The organism is Actinosynnema sp. CS-041913, from assembly GCF_050942485.1.
Classification (GTDB): Bacteria; Actinomycetota; Actinomycetes; order Mycobacteriales; family Pseudonocardiaceae; genus Actinosynnema.
In genome coordinates this window covers 1,524,994-1,541,009 of record NZ_CP192037.1, presented here as the reverse complement: position 1 = coordinate 1,541,009, position 16,016 = coordinate 1,524,994, and the positions used below count along the sequence as shown (strand labels likewise).

17 protein-coding genes and 2 tRNA genes are annotated in these 16,016 nt (G+C 66.5%); 8 read left to right on the top strand and 11 right to left on the bottom strand.

Annotation, left to right across the window (positions count from 1 at the left end):
- Position 1 precedes the first annotated feature (1 nt).
- Together ACQPZF_RS07585 and tig are read right to left on the bottom strand one after the other, a co-directional pair.
- Positions 2-610, bottom strand: coding sequence for an ATP-dependent Clp protease proteolytic subunit (locus tag ACQPZF_RS07585; protein ID WP_433269661.1), 609 nt, complete (start codon positions 608-610; stop codon positions 2-4).
- Positions 611-735: 125 nt separating this feature from the next.
- Positions 736-2,094: a trigger factor gene (gene tig / locus ACQPZF_RS07580; protein ID WP_433269659.1), complete on the bottom strand. Its 1,359-nt coding sequence runs from the start codon at positions 2,092-2,094 to the stop codon at positions 736-738.
- A 1,308-nt stretch (positions 2,095-3,402) separates the two neighbouring features.
- On the opposite strand from tig, the gene ACQPZF_RS07575 reads away from it, so the two are divergent.
- The gene (locus tag ACQPZF_RS07575; protein WP_433269657.1) at positions 3,403-4,308 is read left to right on the top strand and encodes a LysR family transcriptional regulator; all 906 of its coding nucleotides are present in this window, start codon (positions 3,403-3,405) and stop codon (positions 4,306-4,308) included.
- Positions 4,309-4,418: 110 nt separating this feature from the next.
- Here ACQPZF_RS07575 and ACQPZF_RS07570 read toward each other — a convergent pair.
- Positions 4,419-4,492: transfer RNA gene (locus tag ACQPZF_RS07570), tRNA-Pro, on the bottom strand.
- Between the two features lie 62 nt (positions 4,493-4,554).
- On the opposite strand from ACQPZF_RS07570, the gene ACQPZF_RS07565 reads away from it, so the two are divergent.
- Positions 4,555-4,625 (top strand) — tRNA-Gly (locus tag ACQPZF_RS07565).
- Positions 4,626-4,926: 301 nt separating this feature from the next.
- Here the strand turns inward: ACQPZF_RS07565 and ACQPZF_RS07560 are convergent.
- The 5 genes from ACQPZF_RS07560 to ACQPZF_RS07540 are packed head-to-tail and all read right to left on the bottom strand — an operon-like array spanning position 4,927 to position 7,027.
- On the bottom strand, positions 4,927-5,796 hold the full coding sequence (locus ACQPZF_RS07560; RefSeq protein ID WP_433269655.1) for a helix-turn-helix domain-containing protein: 870 nt from the start codon (positions 5,794-5,796) through the stop codon (positions 4,927-4,929).
- On the bottom strand, positions 5,783-6,055 hold the full coding sequence (locus tag ACQPZF_RS07555; RefSeq protein WP_433269653.1) for a transcriptional regulator: 273 nt from the start codon (positions 6,053-6,055) through the stop codon (positions 5,783-5,785). The genes ACQPZF_RS07560 and ACQPZF_RS07555 overlap by 14 nt, the downstream gene beginning before the upstream one ends.
- Positions 6,055-6,327, bottom strand: coding sequence for an AMED_5909 family protein (locus ACQPZF_RS07550; RefSeq protein WP_433269651.1), 273 nt, complete (start codon positions 6,325-6,327; stop codon positions 6,055-6,057). Before ACQPZF_RS07550 ends, ACQPZF_RS07555 begins: the two co-directional genes overlap by 1 nt.
- 23 nt (positions 6,328-6,350) lie before the next feature.
- A complete protein-coding gene (locus tag ACQPZF_RS07545) occupies positions 6,351-6,542 on the bottom strand; it encodes a hypothetical protein (RefSeq protein ID WP_433269649.1) in 192 nt (63 codons plus the stop codon).
- Between the two features lie 32 nt (positions 6,543-6,574).
- Positions 6,575-7,027 (bottom strand): hypothetical protein, encoded by a 453-nt coding sequence (locus ACQPZF_RS07540; RefSeq protein ID WP_433269648.1) that lies wholly within the window; start codon positions 7,025-7,027, stop codon positions 6,575-6,577.
- 158 nt (positions 7,028-7,185) lie between these two features.
- Between ACQPZF_RS07540 and ACQPZF_RS07535 the strand changes: the two genes are divergently transcribed.
- Both ACQPZF_RS07535 and ACQPZF_RS07530 read left to right on the top strand, forming a co-directional pair.
- A complete protein-coding gene (locus ACQPZF_RS07535) occupies positions 7,186-7,929 on the top strand; it encodes a DUF5919 domain-containing protein (RefSeq protein ID WP_433269646.1) in 744 nt (247 codons plus the stop codon).
- Positions 7,930-7,939: 10 nt separating this feature from the next.
- Positions 7,940-8,413, top strand: coding sequence for an NUDIX hydrolase (locus ACQPZF_RS07530; RefSeq protein WP_433269644.1), 474 nt, complete (start codon positions 7,940-7,942; stop codon positions 8,411-8,413).
- Here ACQPZF_RS07530 and ACQPZF_RS07525 read toward each other — a convergent pair.
- Together ACQPZF_RS07525 and ACQPZF_RS07520 are read right to left on the bottom strand one after the other, a co-directional pair.
- Entirely contained in the window at positions 8,398-8,964 is a 567-nt protein-coding gene (locus ACQPZF_RS07525) for an HD domain-containing protein (protein ID WP_433269642.1), read from the bottom strand. The genes ACQPZF_RS07530 and ACQPZF_RS07525 overlap by 16 nt on opposite strands.
- A gap of 406 nt (positions 8,965-9,370) precedes the next feature.
- Positions 9,371-10,450 carry a YaaC family protein gene (locus ACQPZF_RS07520; protein WP_433269640.1) on the bottom strand — a complete coding sequence of 360 codons (1,080 nt, stop codon included), beginning with the start codon at positions 10,448-10,450 and terminating at the stop codon, positions 9,371-9,373.
- Positions 10,451-11,463: 1,013 nt separating this feature from the next.
- Here ACQPZF_RS07520 and ACQPZF_RS07515 point away from each other — a divergent pair.
- From ACQPZF_RS07515 to ACQPZF_RS07505, 3 genes are all read left to right on the top strand, one after another.
- Positions 11,464-11,934 (top strand): NUDIX hydrolase, encoded by a 471-nt coding sequence (locus ACQPZF_RS07515; protein ID WP_433269638.1) that lies wholly within the window; start codon positions 11,464-11,466, stop codon positions 11,932-11,934.
- A gap of 1,025 nt (positions 11,935-12,959) precedes the next feature.
- Positions 12,960-13,235, top strand: coding sequence for a PLD nuclease N-terminal domain-containing protein (locus ACQPZF_RS07510; protein ID WP_433269636.1), 276 nt, complete (start codon positions 12,960-12,962; stop codon positions 13,233-13,235).
- 371 nt (positions 13,236-13,606) lie between these two features.
- Entirely contained in the window at positions 13,607-13,945 is a 339-nt protein-coding gene (locus ACQPZF_RS07505) for a histidine triad nucleotide-binding protein (protein WP_433269634.1), read from the top strand.
- 26 nt (positions 13,946-13,971) lie between these two features.
- Here the strand turns inward: ACQPZF_RS07505 and ACQPZF_RS07500 are convergent, their stop codons facing one another.
- On the bottom strand, positions 13,972-14,691 hold the full coding sequence (locus tag ACQPZF_RS07500) for a maleylpyruvate isomerase family mycothiol-dependent enzyme (protein WP_433269632.1): 720 nt from the start codon (positions 14,689-14,691) through the stop codon (positions 13,972-13,974).
- Between the two features lie 86 nt (positions 14,692-14,777).
- Between ACQPZF_RS07500 and ACQPZF_RS07495 the strand changes: the two genes are divergently transcribed.
- Entirely contained in the window at positions 14,778-15,986 is a 1,209-nt protein-coding gene (locus ACQPZF_RS07495; RefSeq protein ID WP_433269630.1) for a GNAT family N-acetyltransferase, read from the top strand.
- Positions 15,987-16,016: the final 30 nt, after the last annotated feature.

Here is a 16,016-nt window from a genome sequence, read left to right as displayed (position 1 = left end):
GTCAGTTGCTGTTCGCCTGGCTGGCGCGGGTGATCACCTTGTCCACGAAGCCGTACTCCAGGGCCTCCTGGGCGGTGAACCAGCGGTCGCGGTCGGAGTCGGCGATGATGCGCTCGACCGGCTGGCCGGTGTGCTGCGCGATCAGCTCGGCCATCTCCTGCTTGGTCCGGGTCAGCATGTCCGCCTGGATCGCGATGTCGGCCGCCGTGCCGCCGACACCCGCCGAGGGCTGGTGCATGAGGATGCGCGCGTGCGGCAGCGCGTGCCGCTTGCCGGGCGTGCCCGCCGAGAGCAGGAACTGGCCCATCGACGCCGCCAGACCCATCGCGTAGGTGGCCACGTCGGGTTCGATGAGCTGCATCGTGTCGAAGATCGCCATGCCCGCGGTCACCGAGCCGCCGGGCGAGTTGATGTAGAGGGTGATGTCCTTCTCGGGGTCTTCGGCCGCGAGGAGGAGGAGCTGCGCGGTGATCTGGTTGGCGATGCCCTCTTCGACCTGCGACCCCAGCACGATGATCCGCTCGCGGAGCAGGCGCTCGTAGACCGAGTCGTTGAGGTTCATCCCCGTGGCCGACCGCATCTCGGGCATCGGGAAGGAGTGCTGCGTCACGTCTGCCTGCCTAACTTTGCCGAAAAGAGTCTCGTAGCAACGACCTTAACGAAGGCGGGCGGCGTCGCCTTCCCGACACCGCCCGCGTTCGCTCAGGGCTTCAACTCCGGTGGAGATTCGACGGGCTACGCCGTCGGCTCGGCCGCCGATTCCTCAGTGGACTTCGTCTCGCCGAACAGCTCGTCCAGGTCGAGCGCGTTGCCCGCCTCGTCCGTGACGGTGGCCTGGCGCACCACGGACGCCAGCGCCTTGCCCCGGCGCACGTCGGCGAAGATCGCGCCGAGCTGGCCGGACTGCTGGGCGCGCTTGACGTACTCGTCCGGGCTGATGCCGAACCGCTGCGCCTGGTAGATGATCCGCTCGGTCAGCTCGCCGTCGGACACGCTGAGCTGCTCGGCGTCCGCGATGGCGTCCAGCACGAGCTGCGTCTTGACCGCCTGCTCGGCGGCGGTGCGCACCTCGGTGTCGAACTCCTCCTGGGTCTGGCCCTGCTCGACCAGCCACTCGGCGAAGCGGTTCTCGTCGTGGTCGAAGGCGTGCACGGCGTCGTGCGCACGGGCGTCCACCTCGCCCTGGACGACGGCCTCGGGCAGCGGCACCTCGACGGCGGCCAGCAGCGCCTCCAGCACCTTGTCGCGCGCCTGGACGCCCTGCTGCATCTTCTTCACCCGGCCGAGGCGGACCCGCAGGTCGTCCTTCAGCTCGTCCAGCGTGTCGAACTCGCTGGCAAGCTGGGCGAAGTCGTCGTCCAGGTCGGGGAGCTGGCGCTCCTTCACGGTGTTCACCACGACGGTGACCTCGGCCTCGCGGCCGGCGTGGTCGCCCGCCACCAGCGTGGTGGTGAAGGTCCGGGACTCGCCCTCGGACGCGCCGACCAGGGCCTCGTCGATGCCCTCCACGAGCTGGCCGGAGCCGATCTCGTAGGACAGGCCGGTCGTCTTGGCCTCGTCGACCTCTTCGCCGTCCACGGTGGCCGACAGGTCGACGATGACGAAGTCGCCCTCCTGCGCGGGGCGCTGGACGCCGGTCAGGGTGCCGAAGCGGGCGCGCAGCTCGTCGAGCTGGGTGGTCACGTCGTCCTCGGTGACCTCCTGCTCGTCCACGCTCACGGCCAGCTCGCCGAACGCGGGCACGGTGATCTCGGGGCGGACGTCGACCTCGGCGGTGAACGCCAGCGACTCACCGTCCTCGATCTTCGTGACCTCGAAGTCCGGGCGGCCCAGGGTGCGGATCTCGCCGGAGCTGACCGCCTCCAGGTACTTGGCCGGGATGGCTTCCTGGACGACCTCGTCCAGGACGGGCGCGCGGCCGATGCGGCTCTCCAGCACGCGGGCGGGGGCCTTGCCGGGGCGGAAGCCGGGGATGCGGACCTGTTTGGCCAGCTTGCGGTACGCGCGGTCGAAGTCCGACTTGAGCTCGTCGAACGGCACCTCGACGTTGATCCGGACCCGCGTCGGGCTCAGGTGCTCGACGGTGCTCTTCAACGTGGTCTCCTCGTAACGGGCAGGACGTGCGGAACACCCCGGAAACGCTCTGCCGGGCGCCGGGATTCCGTATGAGTCTAGGCGGTGGGCCGTGGCCGGGCGGCCGGCACCCCGGATCTTCCGCACGGGCGCCGGCGCGGAGATCGTCCCGGCGTTCGCCCGGGGTTCGACTCCGGCTCCGCTACGGGTTCTCCTTCGGGTTCCGCTACGGGTTCGCTTCGGTGCACCGCCGGGTCGGACTCCGGGGTCGGGCCGCGCATTCGGCAGCGGTTCACCCGCCCGCCCGTCGAACGACTCGCACTTCGCGAATTCCACGTCGGCGCAGAGCCATTTCCACTCGACCCGGTCGGTATTCGGCGTTCGGCGTAATCACCATTTTCTGGCGCAGTGGGTGGTTTTCACCTTTTCGAGCGACGGCCGGGCCGGCCGGGGCGGCGGCACGGGCTCCGGCCGGGGACGTCCGCAGCCGGTCGGGCCGACCCGCCGGCGACCCCGGTCGCCGGACTCGCGAGGGCCACTCTCCGCATCAATGCGGAGAAGCCAAGGAAGGGCGCACACCAGGTTGCCGGTGGGAGGTTGCGTCGGTTCGGCCGCAGTCTTGCCGTCCAACGGTCGACCGCGGACCGCTCGCACTAGACCGTTCGAGTGATGGCAACCATTGTTGACGCGGTGAAACCGGCGCGGGCCCAGCGCCACGGGGAGACGATGGTGTAACACGGATGCCGTAGCGACGACTAACCGTCGGCAACCACCGCGGAGAGGAGGTTCGGCACAAGGGGTGAATTGGGGCCGTTCGGAGTAGCGGTCGACGGAAAACTTTCACGTGTCGAGATGACTCCACTCGCCGTAGTCCATTAGTGTGGGTTTCAGGTAGCGTGACGCCCGGACCCGCATCGCTGGACCACAAAATAATTGACATTGCCGGACGTTCTGGGGGGTCAGCAGCGGACGCCACCGGCAACCGGGACCAGAGGGACGAGCGAAACAATGTCATCGAGCTCTTTAACCACCTACCAGACAAGGTGCCGATGACCCGATGAGAGCCATTCCGCCGCTGCCGAACAGTAACCCAGGACCTGCCCCCGACGCCGGCTCCCCGGAGCACCGCGCCGGATCCCGACAGGGCTTGGGAGGAACACGAGACCATCGGGTACCGCCCCTCACGGCCGAGCGGCGATGTTGATCAGCACCGAGCCGCGTCCGGTGACCCGGCGCAGCTAGGTCAACTGCCGCCACGCAACGAAACCCACGACGCCCGTCCTACACCGGTCGCTCGTGGATCACTTTCACGCACCGTTGGGGAGCTCCATGGAGACACGTCAGCTTTTGGCGTTCACAACTGTGGTTCAAACGGGCAGTTTCACCAAGGCAGCCGCCACGCTGAATTGCTCGCAACCCACCATAACCACCCGGATCAAGGCACTCGAAGAGACCCTTGGCGTGCCGTTGTTCCGCCGACTCCCACGCGGAATCCAGATGACTTCCGCGGGCGTCGAGCTGCTGCCATTCGCGCGCAACATCATCACGTTGACGGACAAAGCGCGAAAGGCCATCACGATGAACGGCGAGCCGCACGGCAAGCTGGTCATCGGCAGCGCGCAGAGCCTGACCGACTACCGACTGTTACCACTCATCGAGTACATGTGCTGGCGCTACCCGAGCGTCCAGATCTCGCTGCACTCGCGCAACACCCAGACGAACCTGGCGTCGGTGCGCGAAGGCAGGCTGGACTGCGCTTTCTTCATCGGCTCAGTAGAGCCCCGCGAGGGCTTGGAGACGACCGTGCTGTGCCCGGAGCCGCTGGTGATGGTCGCGGGTCCGACGCACGCGCTGACGAGGCGTTCGGTGATCACCGAGGATGAGCTGCGCGGGAGCACCCTCATCCGGGCGGAGAACGGCGCGAGCTACTACGAGCAGTTCGAACAGGCGCTCGGCCTCCACGGCGCGGAGGCCAGGTCGCCGGTGCTGGCACTGGACTCGATAGACGCCGCCAAGCGCGCGGTCGCCTCAGGACTGGGGATCTCGTTGGTGCCCGAGGTGACGGTCGCGGCGGAGTTGTCCGACGGAAGGCTGTGCCGCCTGCCCTGGGTTCCGCCGTTCCGGGTGTACACCCAGTTCGCGTGGCGCCAGGACAACTCGACCAACCCGTCGGTGACGGCCCTGGTCTCGGCGGCGGCGCAGGTGGTGAGCGAACAGGTGGCGACACCTGCCTGAGACTTGGGGAAGGCCGTTCTTGAGCGCCCATGGCGCGGTGTGCTCAAGAACGGCGACAAGATCGGACCCAGCACGCGGCCCCCACCGGACTTAGGGGGCCGCGCCAACCGTCGGGGCGACAGGATTTGAACCTGCGACCCCCCGCTCCCAAAGCGGGTGCGCTACCAAACTGCGCCACGCCCCGGTCACCAACACCCTATCGCGACAGGCTAAGCTACCCCCGCGCCCACCCCCGGTGGACGCGGTGCGGGTGTAGCTCAATGGTAGAGCCCCAGCCTTCCAAGCTGGTCATGCGGGTTCGATTCCCGTCACCCGCTCTCGTACTTCCCTTGCAGGTCAACGACGGTGCCACCCCCGTCAGGCCGACACCGCCGCAGCACTCCGAGACCCCGTCGTGCGATTAGGGCTGCCCGCGCTTCCGCGCCGCCTCGACTTGCTCAGCTTCCCGGCGATCTCCCGGTCACGCTCGCTGGTCGCGTGCTGATAGATCAGCGCGGCCCTCATGCTCCCGTGCCCCAGTTGTGTGCACGCTCCGACATGACGTGCACACCGAACGTTCCACATTCGGTGCCTGTCCTCTGCGATCACGCCCACCGACAACACCAACCGCAGTAGCGGTCAAGCGGATTCAGGCGCGCCGATACGTTCCACAGCGCGCACGCCGTAACCATCGGCGATCTCCAGCAGCACTTCCCTCGACCGCTGCCGACCCACCGCGGCAGCCCGCAACCGGCGCAACCGGGCGCGATATGCCCGCACGATCTCGGGAGCGTCGAGCAGAACGCTGGCCGCCTCCAACTCCACGTGAACTACCGGCGGATACGCCCGGTGCTCCATCAACGTGAACGGGCCACCGAGCAGCACCCCCGGCGCCGAAACCACCCGGATGTCGAACTCGTCGCGGTGGGACAACAGGAGCAACTGCATCAACTGCTCCTCCATCGCCGCACGGCCACCGACCACCACCCGCAACACGGCCTCAGGCACCAGAACCTCAAGCGCCAACCCGGACCGCTCATACATCCGCCGCTGCCTGGCCATCCGCGCTTCCACCTGCACCGGATCGTCATCGCCGATCACCGCACGCGCATAGGCTTCGGTCTGCAACAACGCAGGTACACGTGACGGCTCATACGCAACGATCACCGACGCACTCGACTCGCAACGACCCAACGTCCACACTGCATCCGGCCAACCCGGCGCGTGCCGATGAACCAGAACGTCGCTGTCAACCTGGCGATGAACGTGCACAGCCCGCTCAAAGACATCCGGCGCAGCACCAACCATCCCGAGACACCGCGCCAAGTCCTCCGCGCTACACGCACGGGCCCCGCTCTCCACCCGCGACACCTTCGCCGGCGACCAGCCCAACAACCCGGCCAACTGGTCGCCGTTGAGCCCGCACAACAGACGCGCCTCGCGCACCGCCGCGCCGACCATCCTGTTCTGCACCCGCACGTGGCCGTAGGGCCCGTCACCGAGTCTCATCGCCCACCACCCCGACGACTTCAAACAGTTCCTCGAACACCCACGGCGCAAGCGCCTTCAACGCACCACCGATGAACGCCGAACCAGGCCGAAGCTCCCCACGACGAACCCGCGTGACCGTCGACCTGTTGACCTTCATCGCCTTGGCCAACGCATAGTCCGAGCGAAGTCCCGCACTCCCCGCCGCCTTGTCGAAGACGTTCCGCCGAAGCTTGACGCCGTACTGCACCACCGACTCGCGTCCGCTGCGAAGGCCCATCACTCGGTCCTCCCCGAGCGATCGACCGCACCGGACGAGTCCGACCGAGCAACCTGCTCGCCCTTCGCCCGCTCACGCGCCACCCAGTACAGGGCCTCGTGGTGATGCCCGCGATCAACATCCGCGATCCGCTCGTAAACCCCAACCGCACGACAATGGAACTCCCGCCACACCTCAGGTGTCGCATTCGGTGCAGGCATCAACTGCTCCACAAACTCGTGCGCGTCCTTCAAAGTCGTGGCAGACATCGCGTCCATCCAGCGCGCATCCACCGAACCACCGCGACCACGCCGCCTCATCCCACTTCGCCGCCCTTCCTGCCCGACGAAGCGTCCAACGCCACCTGTCCTTCTGCGATGGCGTTCAGCAACCGGGGCAACGCATCGCGGTCCACGACCAACACGGCGGGAAACGCATTGCCAAACCGCAGCTCCACCCGCCCAGCGAACACCAGCGGCTCGACCCGAACCGGCAGGTTCGCCGTCACATGCAGTCGCACCAAGTCCTGAGCCACCCCGTTCACGCGGCCTTGGACGAAGCCTTGACAACAACCGGCCCTATCTTCGGAGCCCGCAAGCTGTACCCGAGCCTCGGCCAGCACCGGTGACGCTCACTCCCGTGCGCACCCCGGCACGCCTTGTCGTTAATCCACGGCGTCACCGTCAACCCCTCGAACACGACCGGCCGCACGTCCGTGCCCGGAATAGCCTCCGGCGGCACCGGCTGGTGAGGCGCAGCGATCTTGACCGTCACCACCGCATCGGCCTTCCGCTCCGCAGCCTGGTCGATCACCAACACCGACCACACCAGCAGCCCGGACTCCTTGTCCGTCTCCTGCTGAACCGGCAGCCCCTTCGCCCGCTCCTCAGCGGACTGGAACTTGAGCACCGGCTCAACACCCATCACCAGCGCCCCACGAGGGAACACGAAGTCGTGCGACGTGGGGAGCCTGCTCCCACCCGTGATCGCCATCGCCGTTCTCCTGTCGTCAGCGTCGGCCGGACCCGTTGTCCGACATCTCGACACCAACCACTTTCGGCGGAAACGTAGGACGTCAGCACCGCATGGCGGGACATCTACAGACGTCCTTGCTACCTTGAAGACGTCCCAAGGTGTACCGAGGAGGACTCATGCCGAACCAGCGCCTCCGAGATTCGTTGCTGCGCAACGGTTTCGACTTCGCCCAGGTAGCCAAGGCGACCGGCGTGGACCCGAAGACCGTAGAACGCTGGATCACGCAAAACCGGACCCCGTACCCCCGGCATCGACGCACCATCGCGTCAATGGTCCGCGAAACGGAGACCTACCTCTGGCCGGACGCCATCGCCCCGGAGACCAAGAAGGAGATCGCCCAGTCCGAGGTGGTGCAGGTCTACCCGCACCGGCACTCCGTCCCCCAGGACGTGTGGGCGCACCTCTTGGACCAGGCCCGACTCAACATCTCCGTGCTCGTCTACTCAGGCATGTTCCTCACCGACAACCCAAGCTTGATCAAGTCCCTGCGCCGGAAGGCAGAGGCCGGCAGCAAGATCCGAATCTTGCTAGGCGACCCCGCCAGCCGCGAGGTAGCCCGCCGGAGCGAGGAAGAAGGCATCGGCAAGGGAACTCTCGCAGCCAAGGTTCGCAACGCCATGGCGTTCTTCAAGCCCCTGGCGGACAGCGCGCACGCCGAGATCAGGTGCCATCGGACCACGCTCTACAACTCGATCTACAGGTTCGATGACGAGATGCTCGTCAACACCCACGTACACGGCTTTATGGCAGCTCACGCTCCAGTGCTTCACCTGCGACGACTCTCCGGAGGCGACCTGTTCGAGACGTACGCGGAGAGCTTCCAGGGCGTCTGGGACGACGCCAAGCCACCCAAGTGGTAGGCAGGTAGCCATGGCGCGCACCGACCACTACAACGACCCGAACGCCCCTCGGGCGACCAACATCGTCGTGGCGGTGACCGCGTTCGTCCTGGACGACAGCGGCCGGCTGCTCATGATCCGCCGGACTGACAACGACCTGTACTCGATCCCCGGCGGTGCCCAAGACGTGGGCGAGACCATCGGTCACACGGTGGTACGTGAGGTCAAGGAAGAGACCGGCTTCGACGTGGAGCCGACCGACCTCATTGGCGTCTACTCGGACCCGGCGCACGTCATCTCGTACACGGACGGCGAGGTCCGCCAGGAGTTCTCCATCTGCTTCCGCGCCCGCCTGGTCGGGGGCGAGCTGCGCACCAGCAGCGAGTCCAGCGAGGTCCACTGGGTAGACCGCGAGGCGTTGGCCGCACTCAACGTGCACCCGTCGATCCGCCTCCGCATCGAACACGGTTTCGAGAACCGGGCAACGCCCTACTTCGCGACGTGACCGAGGCCCGCCGCCCGTAGCCGCTCTTCGGTCCGTTCAACAGCGGCGACCAGTTCCGGCCGTGCCTGGCGGATAAAGACCGACACCAGGTCTTGAGGCCCGTAGCGGTCCTGAATCTCCGCGATCCGGTCGGACACGTTCGTAAGCGTGCCATCCGGCGTCGTCGTCATGTCGGCCCACCAGAGCGCATCACGAACCGCGGTCTCTTCGTCTTCCCACACGGCCAGCTCCGCGGAGAGCTCCCGCAATCCGGCTTCCAGATACGCGCACGAGTGGTGGGCCACGAGCCCACACAGCCGCTCGGGGAAGCCCTGCCGTTCCAGGTACCGAGCGCCATCAAGCGGGTGGAACCCGGTCAAGGCAAGTTCCGGCGCGTACCCCACATCGTGCAGAACGGCCGCCGCCTCCAACAACTCCTGCTCCTCATGGACGAAGAGCCCAGCGGTTCGCCCCGTCCGCTCCGCAACGCCTCGAACGTGCGCCCACCGCCGGGGCAACGAATCGGCCAGTCGCCCTTCGGCTACGGAGTATGCCCACGCGACGAGATCCACACCCCCACCCTATGCACCCGCCCACCATGCCGACAGCGCCACCAACCTGACCTGCTGCGTTGCCGAATTCCGCTCTACGGGATCAAGGCGCGCCGCCTGCGGCTGCGCGCGGCCTGTCCCGGCGCACGTTGGCACCGACTTCCCGCATCCCGGCACGCCGGGCTCCCGCTCCGCTCCGCCCAGCGGCCGTGCGCGGAGCCGGTGCACGTGGCCGGGTGGCGGCGCTCAGAGGTATCGCGCTTGGGCGGGAGCTGCTTCCAGCATCCAGAGTCCGACGATCGCGCGGTCACAGAGTTGACAGCGCTGGGCACGGCGATCGGCTGCCGCGACGGCTCCGCCGCCTTGCCAACGGCTTTATAGTCGCGTCAGCACCGGCCACGTACCTTCCTCTGCACCTTCGACAGCTCTACTCAACCTCGCCCTCAATTCCTTCGACTACTTCAACGACAATGCGAGGCACTTCCTCAAGGGACAGCTCAAGTAGCTGCTCAAGCCCAACAGCCAATGCACTCAAATCAACATTTAGGTCATCGGTCCACGCGTTGGGCGCATATCGTGCGACCATTGAAAGTTGAAAAAGAATAGCCCACCAAAGACACAGCCGATGCACCGACTTTCCTTGATCCGGCAACGTGGGCTCAGTGATCGAATCAAAGGAATAGTAAGGCCGCCTTACTCGCAGCTCCTTCTCCAGTTGGGCGACTTCCGGGTCATAAGACTTGAAAAGATCCGCGCTTACCTCATGCACTACTCGCCTGGTTACACTCACCCAGCCCCGCCGCCCAATACTGTTGTGGCCATTTACACCATGAACAGTCCAGTCCTCACTGAACTGTGGAAAATAGAGACGGAGGTAGTTGGAAACCTCATTGGTGAAGTTGGCGGCCTTCAAGATGGACTGAGGAAACCCGTATAGACTTACGATGTCGAGACCGTTTGCGGCGCTCACAGTCTCGATAGACACCCCCAGAGGAGCCGGCTTATCTTTCAGCGGGGTGAAGAAGACTCCTTCTTGAGTTTTCGTACGAGTCCTACTCTCATCGAGCAGCGCCACAAGGTCGCCGAGCTGCACTTCGCATGTAAGGTCAGGGCTGTTCAGAATTTTCGCTATATTAGGAAACGCCTCATGCGCCCTTCCGGTACCCCGGATCACCCCATCCAAGAGGTTGGCACGAAGGACCCTCTCTGTACGATCCCGTTCGCTGAGCCCAGGAGCTTTAAGGCCATGTCCTTGAAGTTGCCACGGGGCAGCGGCGTCGGGATTCACTGCCGCAATTGCCCTCCCTGCCTGATAAATTCCATAGTACAGAAGAATTGGTTTTGATTCCATGTCGACGCGAGAAGCGGCTACGTATAGTTGTTCGGCTTGTTCGAGTGCGGCACTAAAAGTCCCTCGCCGCGCATCGCTGCCCCGCGTCGATGAAGGCGGTGCAGATCGCATTCTTCGTAGATACTGCCAATAGTTCTTTTGAGTTGTGAAGTACAAACGATTCTCCCACTATAAGATTACGGACACTATCCTTACAGACTCTTACATGAGATTGAGCAATTTCTAGCTATAGACCACCTCTTGATTACTTGACTGGGTCGCCGGTCTAACGATCCTTCGGACCGCCAGGGCGCGAACCCGACAGGTGGCTGACACGGTCTCCACTCCGCCTTGACACGCAGCATAGGTCCAAACGCATCCTGATGCTCGTGCCACTTTCGTGCCATATCTCGGGGTCAACAGCGGTAAGACAGGGACGCGAGCGGTCAAGGCGGCTACGTTAGCGCAGGCCAGAGGTCACGCAGGCCAGGGGCATGATCGCTGCCAGACCTTCCAAGCTGGTCATGAAACTTGGATCGCCGCCATCTCCCCTCCTCCGGACCGCACCTCTTGGAAACTGCCGCCTCGATGCACACTGTTGCGTTGCCATGACAGCTCCGGCATGACGACGAGGCCCCACCACCTCCGTCCCGTGCGATTAACGTGCGATTAACCCAGGTCAACCAGGGTCAATGGCGGTCACTCAGGACCGGTTCGAATGCTGGTCAGGGGTGGTTTGGCGGGGTTGACGCCGCACTTCCAAGCTGGTCATGCGGGTTCGATTCCCGTCACCCGCTCTCGTACTTCCCTTGCAGGTCAACGACGGTGCCACCCCCGTCAGGCCCGGTCACGCTCGCTGGTCGCGTGTTGGTAGATCAGCGCCACCCTCATGCTCCCGTGCCTCATGCGGTTCATCAGCTCCCGTGTGCCGGCACCTGCCGCCTCAGCGAGGTTGTTGCCGGTGTGCCGCAGGGTCGTGGAAGTGGAAGCCCTCCGGGAGTCCGGCCTTGGCCACGGTCTTGATCCACTTCGCGACCGGTGCCAGTTGCCCCGCTTCAGCGCCGCCCATCCCGCCGGTGAAGATCGGCGACCTGCTCTCCGCCAGCGACCTCTTCGAGGCCTAATCCGAGAGCCTGGAACCGTCTGGGCCAGCGCGAAGTGCGCGCGCCACCTTCTGCCAAGGTCCAACCATGACGCGCACCGACTACCTCAACGACCCGAACGCCCCAAAGCTCAACAGCATCCGCGTCGCCGTCAGCGCCATCGTCCAAGACGCCACCGGCCGCCTGCTGATGATCCGCCGCACCGACAACGACAAGTACGCCATCCCGGGCGACGGCCAAGACGTAGGCGAAACCCTGTCCCAAGCCGTCGTCCGCGAGGTCGAGGAGGAGACCGGCATCCACGTCGAGGCCACCGGTCTAGTCGGTCTGTACTCCAACCCCAACCACGTCATCGCCTACAACAACGGCGAGGTCCGCCAGGAGTTCTCCATCTGCTTCCGCGCTCAGCCCATCGGAGGCGAGCTGCGCACAAGCAACGAGTCCAAGGAAGTCCACTGGGTAGAGCTTGACCGCCTGGCCGACCTCGATATCCACCCGTCGATCCGGCTACGCATCGAGCAGGGCCTCGGCAACCGCGCCGAGCCCTACTTCACCTGACCTCGACCCCGGCGCCTCATAGCCGAGCCTCCGTACGCTCCACCGCAGCGACCAACGCGGAACATCGCGCGGTAACCCGGCCTGGTGGGACCGGGCACGGCGATCGGCTGCCGCACCGGCTTCGCCGCCTTGCCACCGCTTTGTCAGTGCTTGTCACGAGGCGGGTTGGGGTCGTTCGTCTTCGGCGAGGTGTCCCGGGAGCGAATGTAGAAGCCTCGGGGGCTTCACGAAGGGTCCGTCACGGCAACGGATCATCGGCGGCGGCGGCCCAATGTGGGCAGGCCTCCGGACACTGTCCGCACGCTGGTGCCACCGGACTCCAGCGGTCTGATCGTGGTTGCCGGGGGAGGATTGGCAGGCTGCTCCTCCTGTGCCGGCTGTACTGGTTGCAGCACCGCCTCGCCTTCGGGGTCCAGGACTTCCGAGCCGGACTCGAAACACGTTTTTGTCGAGCCCGGCTCCAGGTGTGAGTAGATTCGCCCGGTACTGCGGGTGACCTTTGTTTTCGCACCACACAGCGGACATTGGTACTTCACGGAGATGGCGTTGTGGACAGGCAACAGGACTTCAGGGGAATAGTCTTCATCGGGCTCCAGGACCTCCGAGCCCGACGCTGTGCACGACGTCCTGGTGGCAGGTCGGCTGTGCATGTTGATTCGACCTGTGCGGCGGTCGACCACGGTCTGTTTACCGCAGTCCGCACACTCGTGCTCCACCGCGTACGGGCTGCTCTTCGAGACCATGCACGCCATCCTCGCTCAGTCTCGGTTCTACGACCAGAGTCCGGCGGCGATGACCTTGCGGCCACAAGATCACGAGGGTCTGCCGGCGAACCGCTTGCGCCCATGCCCTTTGCGTGGCCCTCGGTCACAGCCGATCTCGGACTCGGCGTCGTCCGGTCGGCGACGTGTCGGTGAGTCCTCGGGTGTGCGTCGCCGGAGGTGTGCTTCGCAGGTCGCGGGCGTGGTCACTCGTTCGGGTGGCTTGGCAGGCGGGTTGGGGTGGGGGTCGTAGCGTGGGGTGGCATGGTCCGGTTTGTTGTTCAGGAGACGTCGGATTCCGTTGGTGTCTCGGTTGCCGTCTTCCTGGCTTTCCTCGCGTTGCTCCAGCTTGCGCTGTGGATTGCCGCCATCGTCTCGGTGTTGCGCAGTCAGCGGCTGACCGGTGGTGGGAAGTTCCTCTGGATCGTCGTCATCGTCGGGTTCCCGTTCCTCGGCAGTCTCGGGTGGTTCATCTTCGGGCGCACCGCCCGGTTGGTGAAAGCCGACCCCGTTCAGGTGCCCGGCACCAATGTGAAGTGAGCCGCCGGCTCGTCGGCCTTCTCGGCGTCGCGGACGCCTTCGACCTCAATCATCCTGATCCCAGCTACGCGATCAGTCCACATCGGACGGCTGGGTGCCGAACGGATTCCTGGTCGCAGGGGATGGGGTCACGAATTGCCGCGCGAATTCCTCGACGGGCCAAGGGTGAACTACCCACGGCGCGCGGCTCTCCGCATGCCGGACTTCGCGGGCTGACCGCGGCTAGGACGTCACCGCGCGCCACAGGGCCTCGCCGAAGCGGACCGCCAGCACCAGCATCAGGACGCCGATCGCGAAGCTCACCAGGCATCTCAGGATCACCCGAAACTTCGAGCGTGTCATCGTCCAAGTGTGCGCCTTACGATGGCACCGTGACCGCCGATTGCCTCTTCTGCCGCATCGTTGCGGGTAGCGTTCCCGCCCGCTTGGCCCACGAGACGGACACCGTGCTCGCGTTCCACGACATCAACCCGCAGGCGCCGACGCACGTGCTGGTCATCCCCAAGGAGCACCACGTGGCCGTGGGCGACCTCGACCCGGTGACGGCGGGCGAGGTGTTGCAGGTCGCGCATCACGTCGCGAAGGCCGAGGGCATCGCCGAGGACGGGTACCGGCTCGTGTTCAACACCGGGCGCGACGGCGGGCAGACCGTGTTCCACGTGCACTGCCACGTCCTCGGTGGCCGGCGGCTGACCTGGCCGCCCGGCTGAGGCCCCGCCGACCCGGTTGAGACCCGCTAGCCCGTCACGGCGGCGACGGCGGCCCGCAGCGCGTGTGCCACCGCCTCGTCGCCCTCGATCGACAGCTCCGACGCCGGAGCACGGCCCCACAGCCACAGGTCCACCGCCGACGCCGAGCCGGTGACCACGGCGGCCGGGTCGGCGTCCGGGCAGAAGTCCACCACCTGCTCGTGCAGCGCGACGGTCCACTCGCGGCCCGGCACGCGCAGGGTGATCGCGCGGCCGTCGGCGTGTGCGCCGGGCGGTAAGTGGCAGCCCAGCCACAGCTTCAGCACCTCGTCGATGCCGTCGGCGGCGAGCGCGGGCACCAGTGGCGCGGCCAGGCCTGACGCCGCCTGCGCGTCGACCCGGTGCACGGCTGTCTCGTGCGCCATCCGCCGCAGCCAGAACCCGAGCGTGCGGTCCCACGGGCACCAGGTCGCGGCCGGTTCGGCCGCTCGGGCCGGGTTCAGCACCGCGATCAGGGACGCCGCGCCGATCCGGTACCAGTCCACCGGGTCCGCGCCGTTCGGCTCGCGTGGCCACTCCGCCGGGCGGCTGCCGCGGGTGATCCACCGGGTCACCAGGCGGTGCACCGAGCCGACGTGGCGCACCAGCTCCGTCACCGTCATGCCGGGGCAGCCGGGCACCGGCCGGTTTCCCGGCACGAGGTCCGCTGCCACCGCGAGCGCCGCCGCCTCGGTCCGGAGCGCGCTGCCCAGCGCCTGTGCGTCCATCGGCGAAGCATGTACGAGCTCTCGCCTCGGGCGCGACCCCTGAAACTGAATCGCGCGCGGCGAGGTCGGCAGCGTAGGAACGCACTATGGCGCTTACCACCCGCACGCTCGAAGCCGACGAACTCCGCTCGTTCCAGCGCATGTTCGACAGTGCCTTCCTGCTCGACACCAACGAGGAACAGCTTGAGCGGTGGAATGGCTTGTTCGAGCCGGAACGCCTGCACGTGGTGTTCGACGGTGAGGAGATGATCGGCGGTGGGGCCATCCAGAGCCGGCACCTCACGCTGCCGAGCAGTGGTCCGCAACCGGTCGCGGCGGTCACCGCGGTCAACGTGAAACCGGGTCACCGCCGGCGCGGCGTGCTGACCAGGGTGATGGCCGCCCAGCTACACGGCATGCACGAGGGGCCTCAGGAGGCGCTGGCCGCGCTGTGGTCGTCCGAGGCGGGCATCTACGGCCGGTTCGGCTACGGCATGGCGTCCGAGTTCACGCGGCTGTCCGTGCCGCGCGGGGCGGCGTTCCGGCCGGAGGTGGAGACCGGTGACGCGCGGGTGCGCGAGGTGCCCGTGGACGAGGCGATGCCGGTGCTCAAGGACCTGTACGACCGGGTCAGGCCGGGTCGCACCGGCTGGCTCAGCCGCACCGGCCCGCAATGGCAGCACCAGTTCGCGGACGAGGAGCAGGACCGCGGCGGCCTCACCGCCTACCGGTACGTGCTGCACCCGCGGGGCTACGCGGTGTACCGGGTCAAATCCGACTGGCAGGAACGCGGACCCCGCAACGAGCTGCACGTGCGGGAACTCGTCGCGGAGACCGACGAGGCGTTCGCCGCCCTCTACCGGTACCTGCTGGACCTGGACATGATCGGCGAGGTGAAGTTCTTCACCGCCTCCGACGACCCGATCGTGCACCTGCTGGCCGACCCGCGGCTGGCGCTGCGGACCCGCAGCGACTCGCTGTGGGTCCGGATCGTGGACGTCGACCGCGCGCTGCCGCTGCGCCGGTACCTGTCCGACGTGGACACCGTGCTGGACGTCCGCGACACGTTCTGCGCGTGGAACAACGGCCGCTGGCGGCTGACCGTCCAGGACGGCGAGGCGTCCGTGCGGCGGGTGGACGACGAACCGGACGTGGCGATGGACATCCAGGCGCTGGGCGCCGCCTTCCTGGGCGGGACGCGGCTGGCCGGGCTCGCCCGCGGGCAGCAGGTGCGTGAACTCACACCGGGCGCGCTGCACCGCCTGTCACATGCGTTCCTGGGCGACCGGGAGCCACACTGCCCGGAGGTGTTCTGACCGTTTCGGGAACCTCCGACCCTCTCCGGT

Bases quoted from the DNA above. Each gene is read 5' to 3' on its own strand.
- ACQPZF_RS07535 (WP_433269646.1), top strand. From the start codon at position 7,186: ATGCCGAACCAGCGCCTCCGAGATTCGTTGCTGCGCAACGGTTTCGAC.
- ACQPZF_RS07495 (WP_433269630.1), top strand. From the start codon at position 14,778: ATGGCGCTTACCACCCGCACGCTCGAAGCCGACGAACTCCGCTCGTTC.
- ACQPZF_RS07530 (WP_433269644.1), top strand. From the start codon at position 7,940: ATGGCGCGCACCGACCACTACAACGACCCGAACGCCCCTCGGGCGACC.
- ACQPZF_RS07555 (WP_433269653.1), bottom strand. From the start codon at position 6,055: ATGGGCCTTCGCAGCGGACGCGAGTCGGTGGTGCAGTACGGCGTCAAG.
- ACQPZF_RS07575 (WP_433269657.1), top strand. From the start codon at position 3,403: ATGGAGACACGTCAGCTTTTGGCGTTCACAACTGTGGTTCAAACGGGC.
- ACQPZF_RS07500 (WP_433269632.1), bottom strand. From the start codon at position 14,691: ATGGACGCACAGGCGCTGGGCAGCGCGCTCCGGACCGAGGCGGCGGCG.
- ACQPZF_RS07510 (WP_433269636.1), top strand. From the start codon at position 12,960: ATGGTCCGGTTTGTTGTTCAGGAGACGTCGGATTCCGTTGGTGTCTCG.
- ACQPZF_RS07540 (WP_433269648.1), bottom strand. From the start codon at position 7,027: ATGGCGATCACGGGTGGGAGCAGGCTCCCCACGTCGCACGACTTCGTG.
- ACQPZF_RS07515 (WP_433269638.1), top strand. From the start codon at position 11,464: ATGACGCGCACCGACTACCTCAACGACCCGAACGCCCCAAAGCTCAAC.
- ACQPZF_RS07560 (WP_433269655.1), bottom strand. From the start codon at position 5,796: ATGAGACTCGGTGACGGGCCCTACGGCCACGTGCGGGTGCAGAACAGG.